We start from the raw sequence: 21,816 nt of genomic DNA, 5'->3' as shown, positions 1-21,816 counted from the left end.
TACACCACAAACCCTGTAGGAGTGAGCCTGCTCGCGATGAGGTCAGCACAGGCAACATCAATGTGTCTGAAAGATCGCTATCGCGAGCAGGCTCACTCCTACAAGGGAATAGCGACACCCCCTAAAAAAGAATCACCAAGGAATTCATACATGTCGTGGATGCCACCCAAGCATGACCTGCTGTCGCCGATCACCGGTGACGACGGCGCGCAGATCGAGCAGATTCAGCTCAAGCCACTGTTCTACGCCGCACAGAAAGAAGCGCTGGAACGCGCCGGCGATGATGAAGACGATCAGTTCTTCGAACTGGCGCTGCTCGCCACCGGCCTGTCGGTCAAGGAGCTCGACCAGCTCAAACGCCCGGACTACGTGAGCATCGCCCAGTACGTGCACGAGATGTCGACCCGTCCGGCGTCGTACTTTCTGGAGCAGGTCGAGGACGCGGAAAAGCCCGCCGATCCTGACCAGGTGCAACTGCTGCAACCGCTCGCCGTGACCGGTCGCACCGTGACCTCGCTGTCGCTGGAAATGCCGGCACTGCGCGCCACCAAAGTGATGAAGAAACTGAAAACGGCCAAGGAACGCGCCGAGTTCATCACTGCCCACTGCACCGGTCTGATGATCCCCGATCTGGCCCAGCTGAGCGTGCCTGACTGGACGCAATTGCAGGTGCGCATCGACGATTTTTTAAACCAGCCGGCGGCCTACTTTCGGAACGCGACATCGAAGTAATCCTCGATATCGTCCCGCTCATTTACCCGGTAAGTGAAGCGGAGATTCTGGAATGGGACGCCGAAAAGGCGTTGCGCCGCTACGACATAGCGATCACTCGCCTTGGCGTGAAACAGGAGTAGAGCGGCATGGCAGAGAGTAAAAACGCGCTCATGTACGCCGGTGAGAGCACGGATTCCGCGAGCCGCAATATCGGCTTGACCACTGCAGCAACGGGCACGACTACAGCAGGCCTGGATCGGGATAAGGTCACCGATCTGAGGCAAGCGTTGAGCACGGCAAGTGACCGAATCGTTTCGCTGACTGCAGCCATCGATTCGCTGATCCTCACCTTGGCGACCCAACGTTCTTTGTCGAAGAGCGCGGTCAATGGCGACGGCGGATCTTCCGCGCAGAAGGCTGCAGACAAGGTAGCTGGCGCCGCCCCTCCCGAGTTGCTCAAAGCCGCTGTCGCGATGGACACAGCCGCTGCGAACCTGAGCGAAGTCGCTCGACTGACTCCGGTTCAGGGCAAGGAAATGGCTCAGGCAAGCCTGATCACGGCCAGTGCGCCGTTGGTGGCTGCCGGAGGAACCACCGGGGTTGAATTGCTCAATGCCGCGGCGTTGGGTGCCAAGGCGGGGATTGGCATCGACTTGCCCAATGCCTCGGACAAGCAGTTCGAACTGCTGAAGTTTGCCGATGACGCTGCGCTCACCGCGTCAGCATTCAAGGTGCCTGCGCTACAAGTCGCCGAGATGATGGCGGCCTGGCGTACCTCGATGAAACTGACCCGTGATCAGGCCATCGATCTGGCAGATGCGGCTCACCACTTGGGCAAAATGCCCGGAGATGTAAACGCGGCAGACATCGGCTCGGTGTTGCAGCATTCCGGCGACACGGCAATTGCTGCGGGGTTGCAACCCGAGCAAGCCGCAGCGCTGTCGGCAGCCTTGCTGAACACCGGAACGAAAGAAGGTGAAGCAAGCGTCGCGTTGAAGAGCATTTCCACAGCCTTGAGCAAGGGAGACCAGGTCTCAGTCGCCGAACAGGGTGCGTGGAAACAACTGGGGCTCGATCCCAAGGCCGTGTCTGCGGCGATGCGTGATCCGAACAAGGACAATGCGCAAGGTGCGTTGCTGACAGTGTTGGCCGCATTGAACGCCAGACCGCCAGAACAACGCGCAGTGTTGGCCAGGACGTTGTTCTCCGATGGCGGTGATGCTGCGCAGAAGCTCTCGCAAAACCTCGGCGAGGTTAATGAGACGTTCTGGCAGGTCAAGGACAAGCAGCGATACGCGACGTCGGAGCTGGGCGAGAAAGGGTCGGTAAAACAGGCTGCCCTGGCGCTTTCCGGTACTCAGCAAGGACAGCTGAATATTCTGAATGCCCGTAGCGAACGATTGGCCGTCGCCAAAGGCAACGCGTTGGCACCCACCAGCGATTCGCTGGCCTCTGCCGGGGTCGACAAGCTCAGTGAACTGACTGAAACCTATCCGAAAACTGCTGGCGTGGTGTTGACGGTGAGCGCGTTTCTCAAACCGTTGTTCGATCAAGCGCTCGATGCCATTGGCAGCGATATCAAAGGCCGGGTTGGCAAGAAAGTCGTGGATAAGGGCCTGTCCGTTTTCACCGGCGCCGCCACCGGCACAGCGGGGGCCGCCGCTGCTGGCAGCGGTTTGAAGATCCTCGAGCAAACTTCGCGGGTGCGGGCTCCGCTCCTGGAGTCGACCACCGCTGCCATGCGCCCTCTGTCACGCGCAATGCCCTGGCCTGTAAAAACTGTCGCTGCCCTCGCAGGCCTGGCGGCCGGGGTGGCCACTGGTGACGAAACCCAGATAGCCAAAAGCGTCGGCGCAGCGGGCGGTGGAATGGCCGGCGCTCTTGCAGGCTCTGCTTTCGGTGCGTCACTCGGAGCCTTGGGTGGCCCACCCGGCATGGCCATAGGCGGCCTTCTCGGTGGATTGCTTGGCGGTTGGCTGGGCAGTGAGGGCGGTTCCCTTCTGGGTGAAAAACTCGGCAGTACCCCACCGGACAAACTCGCAGCACCGGCTCAGGTCAGTCAGGCGCTGGCCAGCGCCCCGGCGCCCACCGTGCCAGCCCCCTACGCGCCCACAGTTCAGGTGTATTGCAGCGACCCGGGCAGTGTGGAAAAGATCGGTCAGTTGGTCGACTTTCACCTGAGATCCCAATTCAGCAACGAATTCATTCCACTGATGAACACCAACAGCCTCGCCACCCGCCGTGACGCAGCCCTGACCGATGGAGTCGACTGATGAAACAACAAATGGCTCTAGGCAGTTTCATCTTCGGCCTGTCGCGCAACTTTGCTTACAGCACGTTGGCGCGAAAGTCCGACGGTGGCTGGAGCGACATCCAGATCCTGACCAGCAAACCCAAGTCCAGTCAGACCGGGCAGAAAGCGGAATCGCTGACCATCAGCGGCACCTCGATGTATGCCGTGGCCATGGATCGACTCGATGAATTGCGCGCACTTCAGGCACAGCGTGTGCCGCTGCCGTTGATTGACGGTATCGGGCGCAACTGGGGTCTGTGGCGGATCAACAGCATCGACGAAAACCAGAGCGAGGTCATCGATGACGGCACCGCGATGGTGATCAAGTGGGTGGTCGGATTAACGGAGTTCAATAATGCGTAAGGTACGAAGCGTGGCCGGTGATTCAGTGAATCTGCTGCTCTACCGCGAAACCGGGCGCAGTGATGACGCCGCCGAAGAAGCTCTGTGGACACTCAACCCGACCCTGGCCGAACACGGCCCGATCCTGCCGGCGGGTGTTTGGGTCACGTTGCCGGAACTCGACTCGAAACCGGCCACGATCAAACCGCTCACGGCCTGGGATTAAGGAGGTTGCATGGCACTGGGTTTCACCCCGGCGGTAAGACTCTACGGGGCCCATTCGGCCCTGCTCAATCAACGCCTGATCAGTTGGGAACACATCGATGCAGCCGGTTTCGAGTCCGATCAACTGACGTTGACGATCGATCTTGAAGGCCTCGAAGGGCTGCCGGATCTGGGCGGGAAAATCGGCCTTGAGGTCGGTTATCTGGAGTCGGGAATGGTCGACAGGGGCCAGTTCAAAGTGACGCGCCTGACGCCGACGCTGTTCCCGTTTCGCCTGACGCTGGTGGCTACGGCGGCACCGTTCAGCAAGGATGACGAAACGGGCTTCAAGCAACGTCGCACGGCCAGCCATGGCCCGACCACCTTGGGTGCGCTGTTTCGCAAACTGGTTTCGAGCCATGGCTTTTCACCGCGCGTTGCGCCCGAGGTGGCGATGATCAGGATCGAGCACGTCGACCAGTCCAACGAAACCGACATGAGCTTTCTGACGCGCCTGGCGAAAAAGTACAACGCGGTGACCAAACCCTACAACGACGTGTACGTGCTGGCCCGTCCCGGCCAGACCAAATCGTTGTCGGGCCAGGTGTTGGCGGACGTGACCTTGTCGGTGACCAGCAACAACCGTCCCGGCGATCACGCGTTCGTCAGCGCCACGCTGGAGGAGTCTGCCCGCGAGCAGACCAAGGGTTGCAAGACCTGTTTCTGGGATGGTGCTGCCGGCGTGTTGCGCTGGGTTGAAACGGGGCTTGCGCCGTTCAAGACCCTGCGCCAGAAACAACCCAGCGAAGCCGATGCGATCGCCGTCGGCGAAGGCGAAGTGCGCAAGATGCTCCGGCAAAAATACAAGGTGAAAATCACCTGCCCCGGCAATCCACTGCTGGCCGCCGAAGGCCTTGTGCTGCTCGATGAGACCTGGCCCGACTTCATGCGTGGGCGCTGGTCGATCGAAAAAGTCACCGCCAGCGGCAATCGCGAGAACAGCTATCGCTGCGTGATCGATGCCGCGTGCCTCGACCCGAAAGCCGAAGCCAAGGACTGATTCCCCGCTTTGTCACTGCGATGAAGATCCCTGTGGGAGCGGGCTTGCCCGCGAAGAGGCCAACCCATTCAAAAGAGATGCCGGTTGATCCACCGCCATCGCTGGCAAGCCAGCTCCCACAGGTTTTGCAGTGTTCTGCAGACCGCTTTTCATTCAACTCTGGAACACCACCATGAAGATCACCCCGATCCTCACGCAGCTGCGTGGGCAATGCCCAAGCCTTGCCAACCACATTGCGGTGGGTGTCGATCTGGCCTTGCTGCAAGGCAATGCCGATCTGCCGACACCCTCGGCCCATGTTCTGCCCCTGGCGGATCTCGCCAGCACCAGCACCGCACAAAACCTCACCGCGCAACCGATCCGCGACCGCTTCGAAATCGTCTTGGCGCTCGACGCCAGCGACAGCACAAAAGCGCTGGATCTGTTGCACGACCTGCGCGCCGAACTGTGGCGCGCGCTGGTGGGATTCAAACCGGGCAATGACTACAGCGCCATCGTCTACGACGGCGGCGAGATGGTCTCGATCAACAGCAGCCGGGCCTTCTATCGGCTGCGCTTTTTTACCGAGTTCCAGCTCGGCCGCAATCTGCCGAGTCAGCCTGCGGAGAGTTGGCACGAACGTGAACTGGACGGTTTGTCGTCCTTTACCGGGGTCACCGTGCGGGTCGATGCGATCGACCCGGCCGACCCCAATCTGAAACACCCGGGCCCTGACGGGCGCGTGGAAATGACTTTCTCTGGAGACGTAACCCCATGAGCAATCGCATCACCGTACTGCCGGCCGCTGGCCGTGCCGTGCCTGACCCGGAAGCGGGCGATCTGCTGCCCAAAGAAGGCCGTGAAGTGCTGGACAGCGCCTGGTGGCGCCGACGTCTGGCCGACGGCGATATCACTCTCAAAACCGTAAAAGTCAAAGCACAGGGAGCCAAATAATGGCGATCGGATTCAGCAACATCCCTGCGGACATTCGTGTACCGCTGTTCTATGCCGAAATGGACAACTCGGCCGCCAATAGCGCGACTTCGGCCATGCGCCGTCTGATCGTCGCTCAGGTCAATGACAACATCGCCCCGACCGAAGTCGGCAAACTGGTGCTGGTCTCCAGCGTCGCGCTGGCAAAAAGCATCGGCGGTCAGGGCTCGATGCTCGCCTCGATGTACGAGACCTTCCGCAAGGCCGACCCGATCGGCGAGATCTGGTGCCTGCCGCTGCACAACACTGAAGGCGCCATCGCCAAAGGCGTGCTGACCCTGACCGGCACCGCGACTCAGGCTGGCGTGCTCAACTTGTACGTCGCTGGTGTGCGGGTGCAGGCCACCGTGGTCAACGGTGCCACCGCTGCTCAGGCGGCCACCGCACTGGCACAGAAAATCAACGCCACCGCCGATCTGCCGGTCAGCGCTGCGGCTGCCGAAGGTGTGGTCACCCTGACCGCCAAATGGACCGGCGACAGCGCTAACGACATCAGCCTGCAGTTCAATCGTCTGGGCAAGAGCAACGGCGAAGAAACCCCGGCCGGCCTGACCACCGCGATCACCGCCATGACCGGCGGCGCCGGTGTGCCGGATCAGGTCGCAGCTGTGGCTGCGCTGGGCGACGAGCCGTTCGAGTTCATCGCACTGCCGTGGTCGGATCTGTCGACCCTCAATACCTGGCAAGCAGTGATGGATGACAGCACCGGTCGCTGGTCCTGGGCCAAGCAACTGTTCGGTCACGTCTACAGCGCCAAGCGCGGCACCGTCGGCACCCTGGTTGCTGCTGGCCAGGCACGCAACGACCAGCACATGACCATTCAGGCGCTGGAGCCGGGCGTACCGCAACCGTTCTGGGTCCAGGCGGCAGCACTGGCTGCGCGCACCGCGGTGTTCATCTCCGCCGACGCCAGCCGTCCGACCCAAAGCGGCAGCCTGCCGGGTGTTGATCCGGCGCCGGCCAGCGAGCGATTCACCCTGACCGAGCGTCAGTCGCTGCTCAACTACGGCATTGCCACCGCGTACTACGAAGGCGGTTACGTGCGCATTCAGCGTTCGATCACCACCTACCAGAAGAACGCTCACGGTCAGGCCGACAACTCCTATCTGGACAGCGAAACCATGCACCAGTCGGCGTTCATCGTGCGTCGTCTGCAAAGCGTGATCACCAGCAAGTACGGCCGGCACAAACTGGCTTCCGACGGCACCCGTTTCGGCGCCGGCCAGCCGATCGTCACTCCGGCGACCATTCGCGGCGAGCTGATCGCGCAGTACGCCAAGCTGGAACTGGAAGGCCACGTGGAGAACGCCGAGCTGTTCGCCGAGCACCTGATCGTCGAGCGCGACGTACAGGATCCGAGCCGCGTGAACGTGCTGTTCCCGCCGGATTACGTCAACGGTCTGCGCGTGTTCGCACTGCTCAACCAATTCCGTCTGCAATACGACGACGCGGCCTGATCGCCGCGTTTGGCCGTAAGCATTCAGCCCACTCCGGTGGGCTTTTTTATTTGAAGGGAGTAACACCATGGGTCAAGTGATTGCAGGCACCTGCTACGTCAAAGTCGACGGTGCACAACTGACTATCAACGGCGGCTGCGAAGCCCCGCTGATGGCCGTCAAACGCGAAACCGTCGTACCGGGTTTCTACAAGGAAACCGACGTCGCGCCGTCCTTCAAAGTGACCGCGCTGCACACCGCCGACTTTCCGCTGAAGAAGCTGATCGAAGGCACCGACATCACCGTCACCTGCGAATTCAGCAACGGCAAAGTCTACGTGCTGGCCGGTGCCTATCTGGTCGAAGAGCCGGTTTCCAAGGGCGATGACGCCACCATCGAACTGAAATTCGAAGGCATCAAGGGGACCTGGCAATGAGCGGCGCCGTGAAGCTTCAGGTTGCGATCGAAGCTCACGGCGAGCCCCTGACCGAACTCGTCCTGCGCCGTCCGACGGTGCAGGAAGTGCGAGCGATCAAGGCGCTGCCGTACAAGATCGACAAAAGCGAAGAAGTCAGCCTCGACATGGACGTGGCGGCCAAATACATCGCCGTGTGCGCCGGCATCCCGCCGTCGTCGGTCAACCAGCTCGATCTGGCTGACCTCAACGCGCTGAGCTGGGCCGTTGCGAGTTTTTTCATGAGTGCGGCGTCGGAGCCATCACCGACCTGATCGCAGTCGCCTATGACCTGGCCTGGTTCTGGAAGGTTGACCCCGAACAGATGATGGCCAGGCCACTGGATGTGCTCCGCGAATCGCTGGAGCACGCGCAACGGATCAATGCGATGCAGCAGGTGCAGTGATGGCGAATACAAATTTGAGCCTGATCCCGCAGAACTTTCCCGTCACGGTCAACATGCTCGTGGTGCTCAAGGGCGCCGAGAAAATGGAGACCGAGATGAAGGGGCTGCGCGGCAAGGTCGCAGCATTCAAGAAAAGCATGGAAGACAGCGGCCTCGAGCCGCTGGACGTGGCCGGCTTCATTGCCGAAGGTGGTTTGCTCAAGCCGTTTCAGGACGGCATCAAAAAAGCCATCGAAGCGCAGGATGCGCTGGCGAAGAAAGCCAGGGCACTCAAGGGCCTTAAAGTGCCGAAGGTGGTCCAGGGGGAAACCTCGGCCAACCTGGAAAAATTCAACAAGGCGCTGGATAACATCTCGCTGAAAATCGGTCAGGCGTTGTTGCCGGCGGTTAACGGCATCGTCACGGCGCTGACACCGGTAATGACTTCGATTGGCCAGTTTGTCGCCAACAATCCGTATCTGGTCGAAGGGCTGGCGGCCGCTGCCGTAGCGTTTACGGTGGTCACGGTCGGGGCGATGGGGCTGGTCGCGGTGCTGGGGATTCTGACCTCGCCCATCGGGCTGATTGCGGCGGCTATCGCGGCAGCGGTGGCCATCATCGTGATTGGCGCACGGTTGATTACCAAAAACTGGGCGTCGATTTCCGGATTCTTCGGCAGGATGTGGGACTACGTTTCGACGAAATTCAACGCTGGAGTTGCGGCGACCACGCAGGCAATCGAATCGATGGGCGCATTGATCAGCAAAACGTGGGGAGAGATCAGCGCGGAATTTTTTGCCGGCGTCGACAGCGTCGTCAATATTTACAACGGCTTGGTATCGAAAGCGCAGGCAGCCACTGACAAGCTCGCGGCGGCCTTCGACTTCTCGCCGAGTGAGCTGTGGAACAAGGCGTTGGCGAAAGCCAGCAGCGTTGTCAGTGATTTCTTCGCCAGCACCATGGCGAATGCACAAGCAGGGATCGACAAGCTCAGGGCGAAGTTCGATTTCTCACCGCGTGAGGTGTGGAACAAGGCGTTGGCGAAGGCCAGTAGCGTTGTCAGTGATTTCTTCGCTGGCACCATGGCGGATGCGCAAGCGGGTATCGACAGGCTCAGGGCGAAATTCGATTTCTCGCCGAGTGAAGTGATGAGCAAGGCTTTTGCAACCGCGAGCAATGTCGTCAGTGATTTCTTCGCTGGCGCACAGGCCAAAGCTGCTGCCGGTGTGGACGCGCTCAAGGCGAAGTTCAGTTGGTCGCCAGTGCAGACGATTACTGACGCCTGGGGTTCGCTGAACAATGTGTTTGGCAATCTTGTTGGCGGTGTTGCCGATAACGCCGCGGCGCAGTGGGAGCAGGTTAAATCGATCTTCACGCAATCGCCGGTGGCGATGATTGAATCGGCATGGCAACCCTTGGCGCCGGTTTTTTCCGCGCTGTGGGACGTACTCAGGGCTGGAGCCCAGCCGTTGAAAGACGAGTTTCAAAACCTGTTTGGCAGCGCGCCTGTGGAAGCGGTCATGGCGAAGTGGAATGGCGTGAGCGCGTACTTCTCCGGTCTGTGGGCATCGTTGACCACGGATGCACAAGTGGTGAAGAGCTTCTTCGGCGATCTGTTCAGCCAGTCGCCGCTGGAGTCGATCCAGCAGAAATGGCAGCCGGTACTGACCTGGTTCAGCGACATGTGGAAAAACCTGCAAGGGATTTTCGGGCAGCTTAAAGAACTGTTCGGTGGCAATTTCTCCGGTGTCTTTGCAACCCTCACCGGTACCGCCCCGGCAGCGCCTGCCGGTGCCCCGAAGTTAAGCAGTTCGCTGCCACAAACCTCCAGCGCCCTGATCCAGCAAAGTGCCGCCAACAACCGCACGCAACTCGAGGGCGGCCTGACCGTGCGCTTCGAAAATGCACCGGCGGGGCTGCGCACCGATCAACCACAAAGCAATCAACCGGGCCTGGCGCTGTCTTCGCGCATCGGCTATCGCTCGCTGTCGGCAGGAGGTTCCAATGAACTGGCGTGACCGTTTGTTGCCGGCATCGTTTCGCGGTGTCGGATTCTGGATCGATCAGGCGAAAACTCCGGTCGGTCGCAAAGGTCAGTTGCACGAATACCCGCAACGCGACCTGCCGTATTTCGAGGATCTCGGCCAGCAGGCCAAGACCCACGACATCACGGCGTTCATCATCGGCGCCGATTGCCTGGAGCAGCGCGACAAGCTGCTCAAGGCCTTGGAGGCGGGCAGTGGTGAATTGGTGCATCCGTGGCTCGGACGCTTGCAAGTCAAGGTCGGCGAATGCGACATGACCCACACCCGCCAGGACGGCGGGCTGGTGACGTTCAGTCTGAAGTTTTACCCGGACCGGCCGCTGCCGTTTCCGACTGCCACGGTCAGTACGCAAAAAGTTCTGTTGGCCAAGGCTGACACTTTGCTGGGTTCTGCGGTGGCGCGTTTCGAGCAGGCGATGACGTTGATCAAGGCTGCGCGGATCGGCATCGCCAATCTGCGCAACAGCCTGACCGGCGTGTATGAGGTGATCAAAGAGCAGCTCAAACCGCTGATCGAGCAGTATCGGCAGATCACCGAACTGGTCAAAGCGGTCAAGGAGTTGCCCAAGGAAGTGGCAGCGGAGTTCAAGGGCTTGCTCGGCGATATCAAGGAGCTCAAGGCATTCGCGAAGGAGGGCTACCGTGGCGTGATTGCCGACGTGTCCCAACAACTCGAAGCCATCCGCAAGGCAGATGCGCCGAAGATCACCACCGGTAAGGACACCAACGCGGCGGCGCAAGCCATGGCCGATCTGGTGCAGGACACGGTGCTGGTCAAAGTCGCGCAATGGGTGGCGTCGATGCCGGTGGCGACTCCGGCGGTGAAGCTGTCGTCGACACCTTCGGTGGCGCATCAGGCGGATCAACCGGTGACTCGTCAGGAAGTGCCGGTGACCGAAGAAATGAAAGCACTGCAGAAGGCGGTCGGGGTGGCAATTGACCCGATGCTGGACAAGGCCGATCCCAAACATCACCAGGCAATTAACGATGTGAAGGAAGCGCTGATTGCGCATCTCAAGGCAGTGGCGTCATCCGGTGTGCGCCAGGTCACCAAATCGTTTCAGGAAAGCCTGCCGGCGCTGGTGGTGGCCTACAAGCAATTTGCCGATGCCACACGGGTGACTCAAGTGACGCAGAGCAACGCGATGAACCATCCGGGCTTTTCTCCCAACGACGTAAAAGTGTCCAGGGAGTGAGTCATGAGCGAGATGGATAACCATGTCACGCTGACCGTCAACAACATGGAATACGGTGGCTGGAAAAGTGTGGAAATCACCGCCGATCTTGAGCGCCAGTTCCGCACCTTCAAACTCGACATCACCTGGCAGTGGCCGGGGCAGACGGTGGATCAACGGATCAAACCGGGTGACCCGTGCGAAGTGAAAATTGGCCAGGACCTGGTGCTCACCGGCTACGTGTTCAAGGCGCCGATCAGTTATGACGGACGCCAGATCAGCTTGAGTATCGAGGGCAGTTCCAAGACTCAGGATCTGGTCGATTGCGCAGCCACCAACCGGCCGAACCAATGGCAGGAGCAACCGCTGCTGAGCATCGTCCAGGCTCTGGCGGCGGAATACTCGCTGTACGTGGTCAACGAAATTCCCGAGACCGCGCGGCTCGCCAAACACACCATCGTGCCGGGCGAAACAGTGTTCCAGTCGATCGACCGATTGCTCTCGCTGTTCCGGGTGTTTTCCACCGATGACGAGCAGGGCCGGCTGGTGCTGGCCAAGCCCGGTAGTGGTGGTCGGGCCAGTGACGCGCTGGAGTTGGGCAAGAACATTCTGTCGGCGAACGCGCCGATGGATCAGAGCCAGGTGTTTTCTGAATACCGAGTGATCGGTCAGCAGAAAGGCTCGGACAATAAGAGCGGGGCGGCTGTCAGCGAGGTTCAATCCAGCGCGGCTGATCTGAGCTTCAAGCGCCGACGCACCACGATCATCAACGAGGGCACCGCGCTGACGTTCGAGTTGGCCCAGCAACGCGCCCAATGGGAAAGCGCCACCCGCATGGGCCGGGCGCAGACCACCACCTATCAGGTGCAGGGCTGGCGTCAGGCCAATGGCGATCTGTGGCGCCACAACACGCTGGTGAAGGTCACGGATCCGGTACTCGGCTTTGACGGCGACATGCTGATTTCCAAAGTCACGTATTCGCTCTCGGCGCAGGGCTCGGTGACCACGCTGCAAGTGGCGCCACCGCATACCTTCGATCCTGATCCCATCCCACCGAAAAAAACCCAGGCCTGACACCCATTCCCTGTGGGAGCGGGCTTGCTCGCGAAAGCGTCGGCAGGTCCAACATCCCATTGACTGACCCACCGCTTTCGCGAGCAAGCCCGCTCCCACATTTTGTCCGTGTCGGGTCTGCTCCCTGAGGACAATTCATGAGCCTACTGACACGCCTGCTGGCGCGCGGCACTGTCGTGCTCGCCCATTCGGCATCCAAGCTGCAATCGCTGCAAATGCGCCTCACCGCCGGCGAGGTGAACGACGACATGGAGCACTTCGAACCCTATGGTTTCACCAGCAACCCGCTGGCCGGCGCCGAAGGCATCGTCACGTTTCTCGGCGGTGACCGGTCTCACGCCATCGCCCTGGTGGTCGCCGACCGCCGCTATCGCTTGCAGTCGCTGGCCTCTGGCGAAGTGGCGATCTACACCGACGAGGGCGACAAAATTCACTTCAAGCGCGGGCGGATCATCGACATCGAAACCGCCACCCTGAACATCCGCGCCAGCAGCGCGGTGAACTTCGACACGCCGGTGATCAACCAGACCGGCAAGATCGTTTCCAGCGGCGACCAACTCGCCGGCGGCATCAGCCAGATCAAACACGTGCACGTCGGCGTGCAGGCCGGTAGCGGCCAGACCGGTGCGCCGGCAGGAGGCAAATAATGCTTGTCAGCCAGAACCTCCACGCCGCACTGACTCGCGCCGTGCTCATCAGCCTGTTCACCTGGCGCCGCGCCGCCGATGACGACGCCCTCGACGACGAGGAGCGCTTCGGCTGGTGGGGCGACAGCTTTCCCACCGTCGCCGACGATCGCATCGGTTCGCGGCTGTGGCTGTTGCGTCGGGTCAAGCTCACCCGACAGACCCAGATGGACGCCGAGTTCTATGCCCGCGAAGCCCTGCAATGGCTGATCGACGACGGCCACTGCAGCGCCATCGACATCATCAGCGAACGCCTCGACGCCCAGCGCCTGAACCTGCGCACGGTCCTGACCCTGGCCGATGGCGAACGTCTGGACATCAACCCCGATAACAGTTGGCAGGTGATCTATGCCGTTTGAAACCCCTTCGCTGCCGGTGCTGATCAAGCGCACCCAAAGCGACCTGGCCGGCGATTCGCTGCGCCAGTCCGATGCGCAAGTGCTGGCCCGCACACTCGGTGGCGCGGCTTATGGTCTGTACGGTTATCTCGACTGGATCGCCGAGCAGATCCTGCCGGACAAGGCCGACGAATCGACCCTGGAACGCATCGCCGCGCTGCGCCTGAACCAGCCACGCAAACCGGCGCAAGTCGCCACCGGCAGCGTCAGTTTTACCGCGACCGCCGGTGCGGTGCTGGATGTCGACACGCTGCTGCAAGCGAGCGATGGCCGTACCTACAAAGTCACCGCCGCGCGCACCACCGTCAATGGCAGCAACACCACCACGATTGCTGCGCTCGACGCTGGCAGCCTCGGTAATGCCGACGCCGGTCTGGCGCTGAACCCGGTGCAGCCGATCGCCGGTGTAGTCGGCAACAGTTTTGTGGTGCTCGCGCCCGGCCTCAGTGGCGGCGTGGCGCGAGAAAGCCTGGAGTCGTTGCGCTCGCGGGTGATCCGCTCTTATCGCGTGATCCCCCACGGCGGTTCGGCCAGCGACTACGAAACCTGGGCGCTGGAAGTGCCGGGTGTGACGCGGGCCTGGTGTCGTGGCGGGGATGGTGGTTTGGGCATTGTCAGCCTGTTCATCATGCGCGATGACGATCCCCAGCCGATTCCCGGGGATGAACAACTGGCCGAAGTTCAGGCCTATATCGATCCGTTGCGTCCGGTAACAGCCGAGTTGCACGTGCTGGCACCGGAGCAAGTCTCCGTCACCTACAAAATGCGCTTGAACCCGGATACCAGCGCCGTGCGCGCGGCTGTGGAAGCGCAGCTGCGCGACTTGCACAACCGGGAAGCCGGTCTGGGCGAGACCTTGCTGCAAAGTCACATCCGCGAAGCAATCAGCAGTGCCACCGGCGAATACGACCACCAACTGTTTGCTCCCGTCGGCAACGTCGTGCCAACCGCCAACCAATTGTTGACCTTCGGGGGCTGCGTATGGGAGGCATAAGAACTCCGGCGCAATATCAGGCCCAGTTGCGCAACTTAATGCCGAGTGGTCCAGCCTGGGATCCAGAGCGAGTACCAGAACTGGATGCAGTGCTTGAGGGCATTTCTCAGGAGCTGTCACGCCTGGACGCCCGCGCCGTTGACCTGCAGAACGAAATGGATCCTGCCGGAGTCAGCGAGCTGGTACCGGACTGGGAGCGGGTCATGAATTTGCCTGACCCCTGCCTGGGACAGAAACCGTTGTTTGACGATCGGCGTCTGGCCGTGCGCCGACGATTGCTCGCAGTCGGCAGCCAGACCATTGGCTATTTCGTTGAAATTGCCCGAAGTCAAGGCTACCCCAACGCCAGTGTTACTGAGTTGAGGGCGCCGCGAATGGGGCGCTCACGTTTTGGTATCGGGCACTTTGGCAGTTGGCAGGCGCAGTTCATGTGGACCCTCAATACCGGCGGGCGGCAATTCATCGGCCGCCGTTTTGGCGCCAGTTACTGGGGCGAGCGCTTTGGCGTGAACCCGGGAAGTGCCCTGGAATGCCTTATCCACCGAAGTGCACCTGCGCATACCCACGTGCACATCAACTATGAATAGAGGTTAGAAGTATGGATTACCCAAGAAACACCCCCGGTGTCGGGCTGGTGAATGGACAGTTTGTGGACGAAAACCCGGTGGCGGGAACACCGGGGTCGTTGATCCCGGCGACCTGGGGCAATGCCGTTACGCAAGAGATCCTGAACGTGATCAAAGCGGCGGGGATGGAGCCACAGGAAGATGTTTCAACGCAGTTGCTGGAGGCCATCCAGAGTTTTGCTGCGCATGATTTCAAAAACTCGGTGCGGGTCGCGACAACGGGAGCGATTGCCCTCAGCGGCTTGCAAGACATCGACGGAGTACAACTTGCCGTAGCCGATCGAGTGCTGGTCAAGGATCAGCCCAATGCGTCGCAAAACGGTGTTTACGTGGTGGCTGTCGGCTCATGGTCGCGTGCAGTGGATGCGGCTCAAGACTATCAAGTGACCAGCAGTTTTATCATTGCGACCGATGACGGCGTAGTGAACAAGTCCCGTCTTTGGCAACTGACCACGCCGGGTCCAATCAAGGTCGGAACCACGGCGCTGACGTTTGAATTACTGGCGGGTTACACCGGGGTTGCATCCGGCGAATACCGCAAGGTCACGGTCAATGCACGCGGGCAGGTGACTGCCGGCTCTAATCCGACCACGCTTGATGGATACGGAATTGCGGATGCTTATACCAAAGTGGCTGCCAATAGTGCCTTTGTGAAACAAGGCACTGGTGCCGGGCAACTTGGCAATTCGGTCTCCATTGGCTGGGATGGCAAGAACATCCTGATCCAGGTAGATGCCACGAGTTTTGGCAACCTGTGGTGCTCGGCCAACTTTGATCCAGGCACCAAGGCCAACGTGTCGGACGTTTACAGCAAGGGGGCAACAAATGCCTTGCTGGACGCCAAGATCGGTTCGGATGCGTGTTCGGTGGCCGGTTTTGCAGGTGGTAGTTCCGCTTCGCCGTATATGCGAAACAAAAACAACAACGAAGTTGTGATGCTGGCGAAAACTGCCTCGACACTGGCTGGCTATGGCATCACAGATGGCATGACCCGTGCCGAGATCACCGGACAAGTCAATGCTCGAGTTCTGAGTGATGGCATTACTTGGGCAGGGTTTGCCAGTAACGACCCGAATCAGCCCTATATGCGGCGGACTTCCGATAACGGTGTTTATCTGCTGCAACCTCGTCTCGGGTTTACGCCGGTTCGCCAAGGCGGCGGAAACTTCCAGTCGACCAATACGGTAATGATTGGTTGGGCGGCTGATGGTACTTCTCTGCGCGCACAGGTCGATGCTACCGATCTGGGTAGCATCTGGACCGATGGTATCGGTAATCCCAAAGCGGTTGCCGCGCAATCGACCGCAGAGGCCGGGGTGGTCGGCTCTTATGCCTTGCTGGTCGTTGGCGGTGGTGGTGCTACAGGCACGGGGGGGCTCGCTGCCGGTGTCAATTGCCGGTTCACGGCCACCGACGGTACTGCCTGGGGCGGAGCACCTGCCGGCACTTGGCGAATTATGGGCGCTATCCGAAACGCGGACGGTGCCAGTCCGGACTCCACCACTCTATGCCTGAGAGTTTATTGAAATGATGACAATTCTGAGTGCACGTCAGCCTTGCTGGAACGACGTGGAACATACCTCGCTAAACCTGTTGGTTACCTTCGAAGAGACCAGGGACTCATTGGGTGAAGTGCCATTTACGGCTTCCCCGAAAGATCCTGAACCTCACGGTCGAGAGTTGTTTGAACGAGCGATTACGCTGGAATACGGCGACATCGCCGAACCTGATCAAGAGTCACTGAAAAATGCAGTACGAATGAAATCCTCCGGACTTTCAGCATTGGCCTCGTCGATGATCACGAAGTTGCAGGGTGACGTGAACACGCTTCAGGACTCCGTGGCACTGGGCATGGCAACGGACGCAGAAGTCACGCAATTGCCAACGACTCAGGCACAACTGGATCTTTGGAGAAAGTACCGGGTACTGCTTTCCAGGGTCGAAACTCAGCCCACTTTCCCTCGTGCGATCGATTGGCCACCGCAGCCTGATTGAATGCTTTTGTGCAGGAGCCGAGTGCGTCAGGCCTGGAAACTGTATGCAAGTCGCCAATGAAATTTGCTTATTGCAAATGCGTTCAAGGGACAGGACAGGCTGTGTGCGCGACTCGGCGTCGACTCAGTAATAGCCGGAGACAAAAATGGATTATCCAAAGAGTGTGCCCAATATCGGACTGGTCAACGGCAGGTTCGTGGATGAAAACCCTACAAGCGGAGCGCCGGGTTCGTTGATTCCCGCCGTGTGGGGCAATGGAGTAACGCAGGAGATTTTGAGTGTCGTGCAGGCAGCGGGTATTACGCCGGATGAGGCGGCCAATGATCAACTGCTTGGCGCACTTCGCAGTCCAGCGCTGTTTTTGACCGCCCCCCAGTTTGATAAAGGTCGGTCAGTAGCCACTGCTGAGTTTGTTCAACGTGCATTGGGCAGTTACGCAAGTGCACGTGGAATATCCACCGCAACGCAACTGTCGGTCGCTGATATCGGTTGCACGATCGGAATGGGAGGAACAATTGCCTATACCGTTACCTTACCTGACGCAGCCTCAGTACCGGATGGCGCGACGATTGGCCTGCACTGTCGCAACAGTGCCCCGGTCACCGTTGCCAGCAAAGCCGGAGCACAGATCAGTCCACAAGGCTCCTATTTGACTTCGATTGTGATGAACAGCGGAGAAAGTGCCAACTTTGTCAAAGAGAGCGGCATCTGGACGGTTTATGGAACGGCAAGCCTGAAATATGCCGCGCTGTTCTCCGGGCTTGTGAGTAACCCTGGGTATCAGAAACACGCCAGTGGGAATATCGATCAGTGGGGCTCGGGAGTATCGAATGCTGACGGTAATGTGTATGTGACATTTCCGATCCCGTTTCCGCGAGGCTACTTCTCAGTTGTGGCAACCCATTCGGGGGGCGACGCGGCGATGGTCGCAGTGACCGCGTTCAGCCAGCAGGGCTGCACGCTGAAAATCCGTAATTCTGCCGGTCAAGTGAGTGTGGGTTGGTCCGTGAACTATTTTGCAAAGGGTTATTAAATGAACACTTTCAATGTTTTGTTCAGCGCCAGCACGTGCAGCGCATATGTGCCGGGTATCAACTCGTCGGACATCCCTGACGACGTTATTGAAATTCCTCAGGGCTATTGGATTTCCCTGCTGCAGCAGCTGGCAGTCACTCCAAAAATGATTGGTGTGCGTGCCGACAATGGTTTTCCGATTCTGGTTGACCCGCCGCCGCCCTCGTCGGATGAAGCCGCTGCAGCCGAGCGCTCTTGGCGCACGGCACAATTGGTCGCCTCTGACTGGTTGGTGGCGCGCGACCGGGATGAACTTGAGGATGGCGACGGCACCACGTTGACCACCGAGCAGTACGCTCAATTGCAGGCTTATCGTCGTGCGCTGCGAGACTGGCCGCAAGGATCATTCTTTCCGTTCAGCGAGCACCGACCGGTGGCTCCGGGGTGGTTGGCTGCTGCAGGATGAAACAGTAGCAACTGATTAAAGCCACTATTGCCTGAAAACTCCGGAAAAAAATGGCTGGCAAGCATTCGCTCTTATCCATGATTCAATCGGAGCATCCAGGGAGGATTACGCATTATGCAAATAACCGAAGACAACCTTAAAACCATCATGCCCAACGCCCGCTCCCAAGCGGGCGTTTTTGTTTCTGCACTGAATAACGCAATGAATCGCCGACATATCGACTCGCCAAAACGTATCGCTGCGTTTCTTGCGCAGATCGGTCACGAGTCGGGCCAGTTGCAATACGTGCGCGAGCTGGGCAACAACCAGTACCTGAGCAAATACGACACTGGCACGCTGGCGTTACGTCTGGGCAACACGCCCGAGGCCGACGGCGACGGGCAGAAGTACCGCGGTCGCGGGCTGATCCAGATCACCGGGCGCAGCAACTATCGGCAGTGCAGCCTCGGCCTGTTCGGCGACGAGCGCTTGCTGTCCTTGCCGGAATTGCTTGAGCAACCGCAATGGGCAGCGGAATCGGCGGCATGGTTCTGGGAGCAGAACGGCCTGAACGATCTGGCCGACCGCGATCAGTTCAACAGCATCACCCGCCGAATCAACGGCGGGTTGAATGGCCTGCAGGATCGGCTGGATATCTGGGCGCGGGCGAGGGCGGTGCTATGTCCGTCTCCTGGCGCGTAGTCGGCGCTTTGTTGCTGGCTTTGGGGAGCGCTGCGCTGGCCTGGCAGTTTCAGGACTGGCGTTACGGGCGACAACTGGCGGAGCAGGCGCGGTTAAACGCCGACACTCTCAATCAGCTGAATGTGGCCGCAGCCAGCGCGCAGCAGGTCGAGCAGGATAAACGTCTGGCCCTTGAGCAACGCCTCGCGGCCAGTGAACAAACCCACTATCGAGCACTCAGTGATGCCCAACGTGATCAGGATCGCCTGCGCGATCGTCTTGCCACTGCTGATTTGCGCCTGTCAGTCCTCATCGACGCCGGCGACACTGCCCAAGGCTGCGGGGTGCCAGCCGCCACCGGCCCCGGCGGCGTGGATCATGCAGCCGTACGCGCCCGACTTGACCCGGCGCATGCTCAACGAATTATCGCCATCACCGACACCGGCGATCGCGGACTGATTGCCTTGCAGGCCTGTCAGGCCTATGTCAGAGCGCTGGCGCCCGAACATTTTGAATGAGTCTGTGTATTGAAAGCGCAACCGGGTCGTGTACGGTGGTAGTCATTCCATCCGATCCGGAGCGCACCGTGAAAGAGATCACTCAACTGGCTGCCGAGCTCGGCCGACGTTTGCAGTTGCTCAACGCCCACGTCACCACGGCCGAGTCGTGCACCGGTGGCGGAATTGCTGAAGCGATCACGCGGATTCCGGGGAGCTCGGCGTGGTTCGAGGCCGGTTACGTGACCTACTCCAACCGGCAGAAGACCCGGCAGCTGAATGTCCCCACCGAATTGTTCGGCACGGTGGGTGCGGTCAGTCGCGAAGTCGTCGAGGCGATGGTGCGTGGTGCGCAGAAGCACAGTCTGGCGCGGTTTGCCGTGGCGGTCAGCGGCGTGGCGGGGCCCGATGGCGGTACACCGAACAAACCGGTGGGCACGGTGTGGCTGGCCTGGGGCGTGGGCGATGCGGTTTCCAGTGAGGTTCAGCACTTCCCCGGCAACCGCGATGAAGTCCGCCGACAAACGGTGAAGGCCGCGCTAGAGGGGCTGTTGCGACTAGCGGCACGAGAAATCGAAAATCAGGGGTAGGCGATCCGCGAACGCTGTGGAATAATACTGGCTACTTATACAGGTGTTGGCCGTCAGGCCTTATTGATTACGTGAGGACTTTAATGGACGACAACAAGAAGAAAGCCTTGGCTGCGGCCCTGGGTCAGATCGAACGTCAATTCGGCAAGGGTGCCGTAATGCGTATGGGCGATCAGGACCGTCAGGCGATCCCGGCTATCTCCACCGGCTCTCTGGGTCTGGACATCGCACTCGGCATCGGCGGTCTGCCAAAAGGCCGTATCGTTGAAATCTACGGTCCTGAATCTTCCGGTAAAACCACACTGACACTGTCCGTGATCGCCCAGGCGCAAAAAGCCGGCGCGACCTGCGCATTCGTCGACGCCGAACACGCCCTCGACCCTGAGTACGCCGGCAAGCTGGGCGTCAACGTCGACGACCTGCTGGTGTCCCAGCCGGACACCGGCGAACAGGCACTGGAAATCACCGACATGCTGGTGCGCTCCAACGCAGTAGACGTGATCATCGTCGACTCGGTGGCGGCACTGGTACCGAAGGCTGAAATCGAAGGCGAAATGGGTGACATGCACGTGGGCCTGCAAGCCCGTCTGATGTCCCAGGCGCTGCGTAAAATCACCGGTAACATCAAGAACGCCAACTGCCTGGTGATCTTCATCAACCAGATCCGCATGAAGATCGGCGTGATGTTCGGCAGCCCGGAAACCACCACCGGTGGTAACGCGCTGAAGTTCTACGCCTCGGTCCGTCTCGACATCCGCCGTACCGGCGCGGTGAAGGAAGGCGACGAAGTGGTTGGCAGCGAAACCCGCGTCAAGGTTGTGAAGAACAAGGTGGCGTCGCCGTTCCGTCAGGCCGAGTTCCAGATCCTTTACGGCAAGGGCATCTACCTCAATGGCGAGATGATCGACCTGGGCGTGCTGCACGGTTTCGTCGAGAAATCCGGCGCCTGGTATGCCTATGAAGGCACCAAGATCGGTCAGGGCAAGGCCAACTCGGCCAAGTTCCTGGCAGACAACCCGGAAGTCGCTGCCAAGCTCGAGAAGCAGCTGCGTGACAAACTGCTGTCGCCAGCGGTGATCGCCGATTCCAAGGCTTCTGCGGTCAAAGAGACCGAAGACGACCTGGCTGACGCTGATATCTGATCGCAGCGATGACCACCGCCGTACTCGATACCCTCGTCGCGGTGCGGCGAACCGCCATGGACCTGCTCGCTCGACGCGAGCACGGTCGAGTCGAACTGACGCGCAAACTGCGTCAGCGCGGCGCTGAGGCGGAAATGATCGAAACAGCCCTCGACCGATTGACGGAAGAGGGGCTGCTTTCCGAAGCCCGTTACCTTGAAAGCTTTGTTTCCTACCGTGCCCGCTCCGGCTATGGCCCCTTGCGCATTCGCGAAGAGCTGGGTCAGCGTGGTTTGCAACGCGCCGATATCGAACTCGCCCTGCGTGAAAGCGGTATCGACTGGCAGGAGCAGCTTCGCGAGACGTGGAAACGCAAGTTCTCCGGACACTTGCCGATTGACGCCAAGGAGCGGGCCAAACAAGGCCGCTTCCTCGCCTATCGGGGTTTTTCGATGGAGATGATCAACCGCTTGTTCAGCGGCAGAAGCATGGACGATTAAATCGGTTTAAATAGAAACGGACCGCTATGGAAATAGCGGGGCGGCTTTTTTTCCTTCCAATTACCTTTGGTGGCTCCCGTGCGCGCTGGGGGGGCTGGGGGGGGGGGGGGGGCCTC

The 21,816-nt window shown here is 60.0% G+C and carries 26 protein-coding genes; all 26 read left to right on the top strand.

The window, feature by feature from the left end:
- Nucleotides 1–150: 150 nt before the first annotated feature.
- The 26 genes from LVD08_RS23540 to recX all read left to right on the top strand — a co-directional run bounded on the left by LVD08_RS23540 (nucleotide 151) and on the right by recX (nucleotide 21,700).
- A complete protein-coding gene (locus LVD08_RS23540; protein ID WP_247269386.1) occupies nucleotides 151–732 on the top strand; it encodes a phage tail assembly protein in 582 nt (193 codons plus the stop codon).
- 128 nt (nucleotides 733–860) lie between these two features.
- On the top strand, nucleotides 861–2,987 hold the full coding sequence (locus tag LVD08_RS23535) for a phage tail tape measure protein (protein WP_247269385.1): 2,127 nt from the start codon (nucleotides 861–863) through the stop codon (nucleotides 2,985–2,987).
- The gene (locus LVD08_RS23530; RefSeq protein WP_047601251.1) at nucleotides 2,987–3,370 is read left to right on the top strand and encodes a phage tail protein; all 384 of its coding nucleotides are present in this window, start codon (nucleotides 2,987–2,989) and stop codon (nucleotides 3,368–3,370) included. The genes LVD08_RS23535 and LVD08_RS23530 overlap by 1 nt, the downstream gene beginning before the upstream one ends.
- Nucleotides 3,363–3,575, top strand: a complete 213-nt coding sequence (locus LVD08_RS23525) for a tail protein X (RefSeq protein WP_096795852.1) — start codon at nucleotides 3,363–3,365, stop codon at nucleotides 3,573–3,575. The genes LVD08_RS23530 and LVD08_RS23525 overlap by 8 nt, the downstream gene beginning before the upstream one ends.
- A 9-nt stretch (nucleotides 3,576–3,584) precedes the next feature.
- Complete coding sequence (locus LVD08_RS23520) at nucleotides 3,585–4,613, top strand: phage late control D family protein (protein WP_247269384.1); 1,029 nt, start codon at nucleotides 3,585–3,587, stop codon at nucleotides 4,611–4,613.
- 172 nt (nucleotides 4,614–4,785) lie between these two features.
- Nucleotides 4,786–5,370, top strand: a complete 585-nt coding sequence (locus LVD08_RS23515) for a phage tail terminator protein (RefSeq protein ID WP_247269383.1) — start codon at nucleotides 4,786–4,788, stop codon at nucleotides 5,368–5,370.
- Nucleotides 5,367–5,546, top strand: a complete 180-nt coding sequence (locus LVD08_RS23510; RefSeq protein ID WP_027611066.1) for a DUF2635 domain-containing protein — start codon at nucleotides 5,367–5,369, stop codon at nucleotides 5,544–5,546. The genes LVD08_RS23515 and LVD08_RS23510 overlap by 4 nt, the downstream gene beginning before the upstream one ends.
- Nucleotides 5,546–7,042: a phage tail sheath subtilisin-like domain-containing protein gene (locus LVD08_RS23505; protein WP_247269382.1), complete on the top strand. Its 1,497-nt coding sequence runs from the start codon at nucleotides 5,546–5,548 to the stop codon at nucleotides 7,040–7,042. The genes LVD08_RS23510 and LVD08_RS23505 overlap by 1 nt, the downstream gene beginning before the upstream one ends.
- 67 nt (nucleotides 7,043–7,109) lie before the next feature.
- A complete protein-coding gene (locus LVD08_RS23500) occupies nucleotides 7,110–7,457 on the top strand; it encodes a phage tail tube protein (RefSeq protein ID WP_007964335.1) in 348 nt (115 codons plus the stop codon).
- Nucleotides 7,454–7,750 carry a phage tail assembly protein gene (locus LVD08_RS23495; RefSeq protein ID WP_003222226.1) on the top strand — a complete coding sequence of 99 codons (297 nt, stop codon included), beginning with the start codon at nucleotides 7,454–7,456 and terminating at the stop codon, nucleotides 7,748–7,750. The genes LVD08_RS23500 and LVD08_RS23495 overlap by 4 nt, the downstream gene beginning before the upstream one ends.
- Nucleotides 7,751–7,880: 130 nt before the next feature.
- Entirely contained in the window at nucleotides 7,881–9,878 is a 1,998-nt protein-coding gene (locus LVD08_RS23490; RefSeq protein ID WP_247269381.1) for a hypothetical protein, read from the top strand.
- A complete protein-coding gene (locus LVD08_RS23485; RefSeq protein WP_247269380.1) occupies nucleotides 9,865–11,100 on the top strand; it encodes a DNA circularization protein in 1,236 nt (411 codons plus the stop codon). Before LVD08_RS23490 ends, LVD08_RS23485 begins: the two co-directional genes overlap by 14 nt.
- A gap of 3 nt (nucleotides 11,101–11,103) precedes the next feature.
- Nucleotides 11,104–12,153, top strand: a complete 1,050-nt coding sequence (locus tag LVD08_RS23480) for a phage baseplate assembly protein (RefSeq protein ID WP_183781429.1) — start codon at nucleotides 11,104–11,106, stop codon at nucleotides 12,151–12,153.
- Nucleotides 12,154–12,290: 137 nt separating this feature from the next.
- Nucleotides 12,291–12,800, top strand: a complete 510-nt coding sequence (locus LVD08_RS23475; RefSeq protein WP_247269379.1) for a phage baseplate assembly protein V — start codon at nucleotides 12,291–12,293, stop codon at nucleotides 12,798–12,800.
- On the top strand, nucleotides 12,800–13,198 hold the full coding sequence (locus LVD08_RS23470; protein ID WP_007964342.1) for a phage GP46 family protein: 399 nt from the start codon (nucleotides 12,800–12,802) through the stop codon (nucleotides 13,196–13,198). The genes LVD08_RS23475 and LVD08_RS23470 overlap by 1 nt, the downstream gene beginning before the upstream one ends.
- Nucleotides 13,188–14,231: a baseplate J/gp47 family protein gene (locus LVD08_RS23465; RefSeq protein WP_123587014.1), complete on the top strand. Its 1,044-nt coding sequence runs from the start codon at nucleotides 13,188–13,190 to the stop codon at nucleotides 14,229–14,231. Before LVD08_RS23470 ends, LVD08_RS23465 begins: the two co-directional genes overlap by 11 nt.
- Complete coding sequence (locus tag LVD08_RS23460; RefSeq protein WP_123587013.1) at nucleotides 14,219–14,818, top strand: YmfQ family protein; 600 nt, start codon at nucleotides 14,219–14,221, stop codon at nucleotides 14,816–14,818. The genes LVD08_RS23465 and LVD08_RS23460 overlap by 13 nt, the downstream gene beginning before the upstream one ends.
- 11 nt (nucleotides 14,819–14,829) lie before the next feature.
- Nucleotides 14,830–16,383, top strand: a complete 1,554-nt coding sequence (locus LVD08_RS23455; protein WP_247269378.1) for a phage tail protein — start codon at nucleotides 14,830–14,832, stop codon at nucleotides 16,381–16,383.
- A gap of 1 nt (nucleotide 16,384) precedes the next feature.
- Nucleotides 16,385–16,852, top strand: coding sequence for a tail fiber assembly protein (locus LVD08_RS28070; protein WP_274621276.1), 468 nt, complete (start codon nucleotides 16,385–16,387; stop codon nucleotides 16,850–16,852).
- 145 nt (nucleotides 16,853–16,997) lie between these two features.
- Nucleotides 16,998–17,885, top strand: a complete 888-nt coding sequence (locus LVD08_RS23445; protein ID WP_123587011.1) for a gp53-like domain-containing protein — start codon at nucleotides 16,998–17,000, stop codon at nucleotides 17,883–17,885.
- Entirely contained in the window at nucleotides 17,886–18,332 is a 447-nt protein-coding gene (locus tag LVD08_RS23440) for a phage tail assembly chaperone (protein ID WP_247269377.1), read from the top strand.
- A gap of 114 nt (nucleotides 18,333–18,446) precedes the next feature.
- Nucleotides 18,447–19,013 carry a glycoside hydrolase family 19 protein gene (locus LVD08_RS23435; RefSeq protein WP_115988093.1) on the top strand — a complete coding sequence of 189 codons (567 nt, stop codon included), beginning with the start codon at nucleotides 18,447–18,449 and terminating at the stop codon, nucleotides 19,011–19,013.
- Nucleotides 18,992–19,510 (top strand): lysis system i-spanin subunit Rz, encoded by a 519-nt coding sequence (locus LVD08_RS23430; RefSeq protein ID WP_247269376.1) that lies wholly within the window; start codon nucleotides 18,992–18,994, stop codon nucleotides 19,508–19,510. Before LVD08_RS23435 ends, LVD08_RS23430 begins: the two co-directional genes overlap by 22 nt.
- Before the next feature lie 68 nt (nucleotides 19,511–19,578).
- Nucleotides 19,579–20,079, top strand: a complete 501-nt coding sequence (locus LVD08_RS23425) for a CinA family protein (RefSeq protein ID WP_096795871.1) — start codon at nucleotides 19,579–19,581, stop codon at nucleotides 20,077–20,079.
- 83 nt (nucleotides 20,080–20,162) lie between these two features.
- Nucleotides 20,163–21,221, top strand: a complete 1,059-nt coding sequence (gene recA, locus LVD08_RS23420) for a recombinase RecA (RefSeq protein WP_003222269.1) — start codon at nucleotides 20,163–20,165, stop codon at nucleotides 21,219–21,221.
- Nucleotides 21,222–21,229: 8 nt separating this feature from the next.
- Nucleotides 21,230–21,700, top strand: coding sequence for a recombination regulator RecX (gene recX, locus LVD08_RS23415; RefSeq protein ID WP_247269375.1), 471 nt, complete (start codon nucleotides 21,230–21,232; stop codon nucleotides 21,698–21,700).
- Nucleotides 21,701–21,816: the final 116 nt, after the last annotated feature.

The sequence above is a fragment of the Pseudomonas sp. YL2 genome (assembly GCF_023063025.1).
Taxonomy (GTDB): domain Bacteria; phylum Pseudomonadota; class Gammaproteobacteria; order Pseudomonadales; family Pseudomonadaceae; genus Aquipseudomonas; species Aquipseudomonas putida_A.
Note: the sequence above shows the minus strand (reverse complement) of the source record. Positions and strands in the feature narration are given on the sequence as shown.

Excerpts from the sequence above, each read along its gene's own strand:
- LVD08_RS23525 (WP_096795852.1), top strand. The coding sequence starts at position 3,363 with ATGCGTAAGGTACGAAGCGTGGCCGGTGATTCAGTGAATCTGCTGCTC.
- LVD08_RS23440 (WP_247269377.1), top strand. The coding sequence starts at position 17,886 with ATGAACACTTTCAATGTTTTGTTCAGCGCCAGCACGTGCAGCGCATAT.
- LVD08_RS23445 (WP_123587011.1), top strand. The coding sequence starts at position 16,998 with ATGGATTATCCAAAGAGTGTGCCCAATATCGGACTGGTCAACGGCAGG.
- LVD08_RS23535 (WP_247269385.1), top strand. The coding sequence starts at position 861 with ATGGCAGAGAGTAAAAACGCGCTCATGTACGCCGGTGAGAGCACGGAT.
- LVD08_RS23465 (WP_123587014.1), top strand. The coding sequence starts at position 13,188 with ATGCCGTTTGAAACCCCTTCGCTGCCGGTGCTGATCAAGCGCACCCAA.
- LVD08_RS23490 (WP_247269381.1), top strand. The coding sequence starts at position 7,881 with ATGGCGAATACAAATTTGAGCCTGATCCCGCAGAACTTTCCCGTCACG.
- LVD08_RS23540 (WP_247269386.1), top strand. The coding sequence starts at position 151 with ATGTCGTGGATGCCACCCAAGCATGACCTGCTGTCGCCGATCACCGGT.
- LVD08_RS23485 (WP_247269380.1), top strand. The coding sequence starts at position 9,865 with ATGAACTGGCGTGACCGTTTGTTGCCGGCATCGTTTCGCGGTGTCGGA.
- LVD08_RS23520 (WP_247269384.1), top strand. The coding sequence starts at position 3,585 with ATGGCACTGGGTTTCACCCCGGCGGTAAGACTCTACGGGGCCCATTCG.
- LVD08_RS23495 (WP_003222226.1), top strand. The coding sequence starts at position 7,454 with ATGAGCGGCGCCGTGAAGCTTCAGGTTGCGATCGAAGCTCACGGCGAG.
- LVD08_RS23435 (WP_115988093.1), top strand. The coding sequence starts at position 18,447 with ATGCAAATAACCGAAGACAACCTTAAAACCATCATGCCCAACGCCCGC.
- LVD08_RS23475 (WP_247269379.1), top strand. The coding sequence starts at position 12,291 with ATGAGCCTACTGACACGCCTGCTGGCGCGCGGCACTGTCGTGCTCGCC.
- LVD08_RS23470 (WP_007964342.1), top strand. The coding sequence starts at position 12,800 with ATGCTTGTCAGCCAGAACCTCCACGCCGCACTGACTCGCGCCGTGCTC.
- LVD08_RS23530 (WP_047601251.1), top strand. The coding sequence starts at position 2,987 with ATGAAACAACAAATGGCTCTAGGCAGTTTCATCTTCGGCCTGTCGCGC.
- recX (WP_247269375.1), top strand. The coding sequence starts at position 21,230 with ATGACCACCGCCGTACTCGATACCCTCGTCGCGGTGCGGCGAACCGCC.
- LVD08_RS23480 (WP_183781429.1), top strand. The coding sequence starts at position 11,104 with ATGAGCGAGATGGATAACCATGTCACGCTGACCGTCAACAACATGGAA.
- recA (WP_003222269.1), top strand. The coding sequence starts at position 20,163 with ATGGACGACAACAAGAAGAAAGCCTTGGCTGCGGCCCTGGGTCAGATC.
- LVD08_RS23505 (WP_247269382.1), top strand. The coding sequence starts at position 5,546 with ATGGCGATCGGATTCAGCAACATCCCTGCGGACATTCGTGTACCGCTG.
- LVD08_RS23515 (WP_247269383.1), top strand. The coding sequence starts at position 4,786 with ATGAAGATCACCCCGATCCTCACGCAGCTGCGTGGGCAATGCCCAAGC.
- LVD08_RS23500 (WP_007964335.1), top strand. The coding sequence starts at position 7,110 with ATGGGTCAAGTGATTGCAGGCACCTGCTACGTCAAAGTCGACGGTGCA.
- LVD08_RS23430 (WP_247269376.1), top strand. The coding sequence starts at position 18,992 with ATGTCCGTCTCCTGGCGCGTAGTCGGCGCTTTGTTGCTGGCTTTGGGG.
- LVD08_RS23460 (WP_123587013.1), top strand. The coding sequence starts at position 14,219 with ATGGGAGGCATAAGAACTCCGGCGCAATATCAGGCCCAGTTGCGCAAC.
- LVD08_RS23455 (WP_247269378.1), top strand. The coding sequence starts at position 14,830 with ATGGATTACCCAAGAAACACCCCCGGTGTCGGGCTGGTGAATGGACAG.
- LVD08_RS28070 (WP_274621276.1), top strand. The coding sequence starts at position 16,385 with ATGATGACAATTCTGAGTGCACGTCAGCCTTGCTGGAACGACGTGGAA.
- LVD08_RS23510 (WP_027611066.1), top strand. The coding sequence starts at position 5,367 with ATGAGCAATCGCATCACCGTACTGCCGGCCGCTGGCCGTGCCGTGCCT.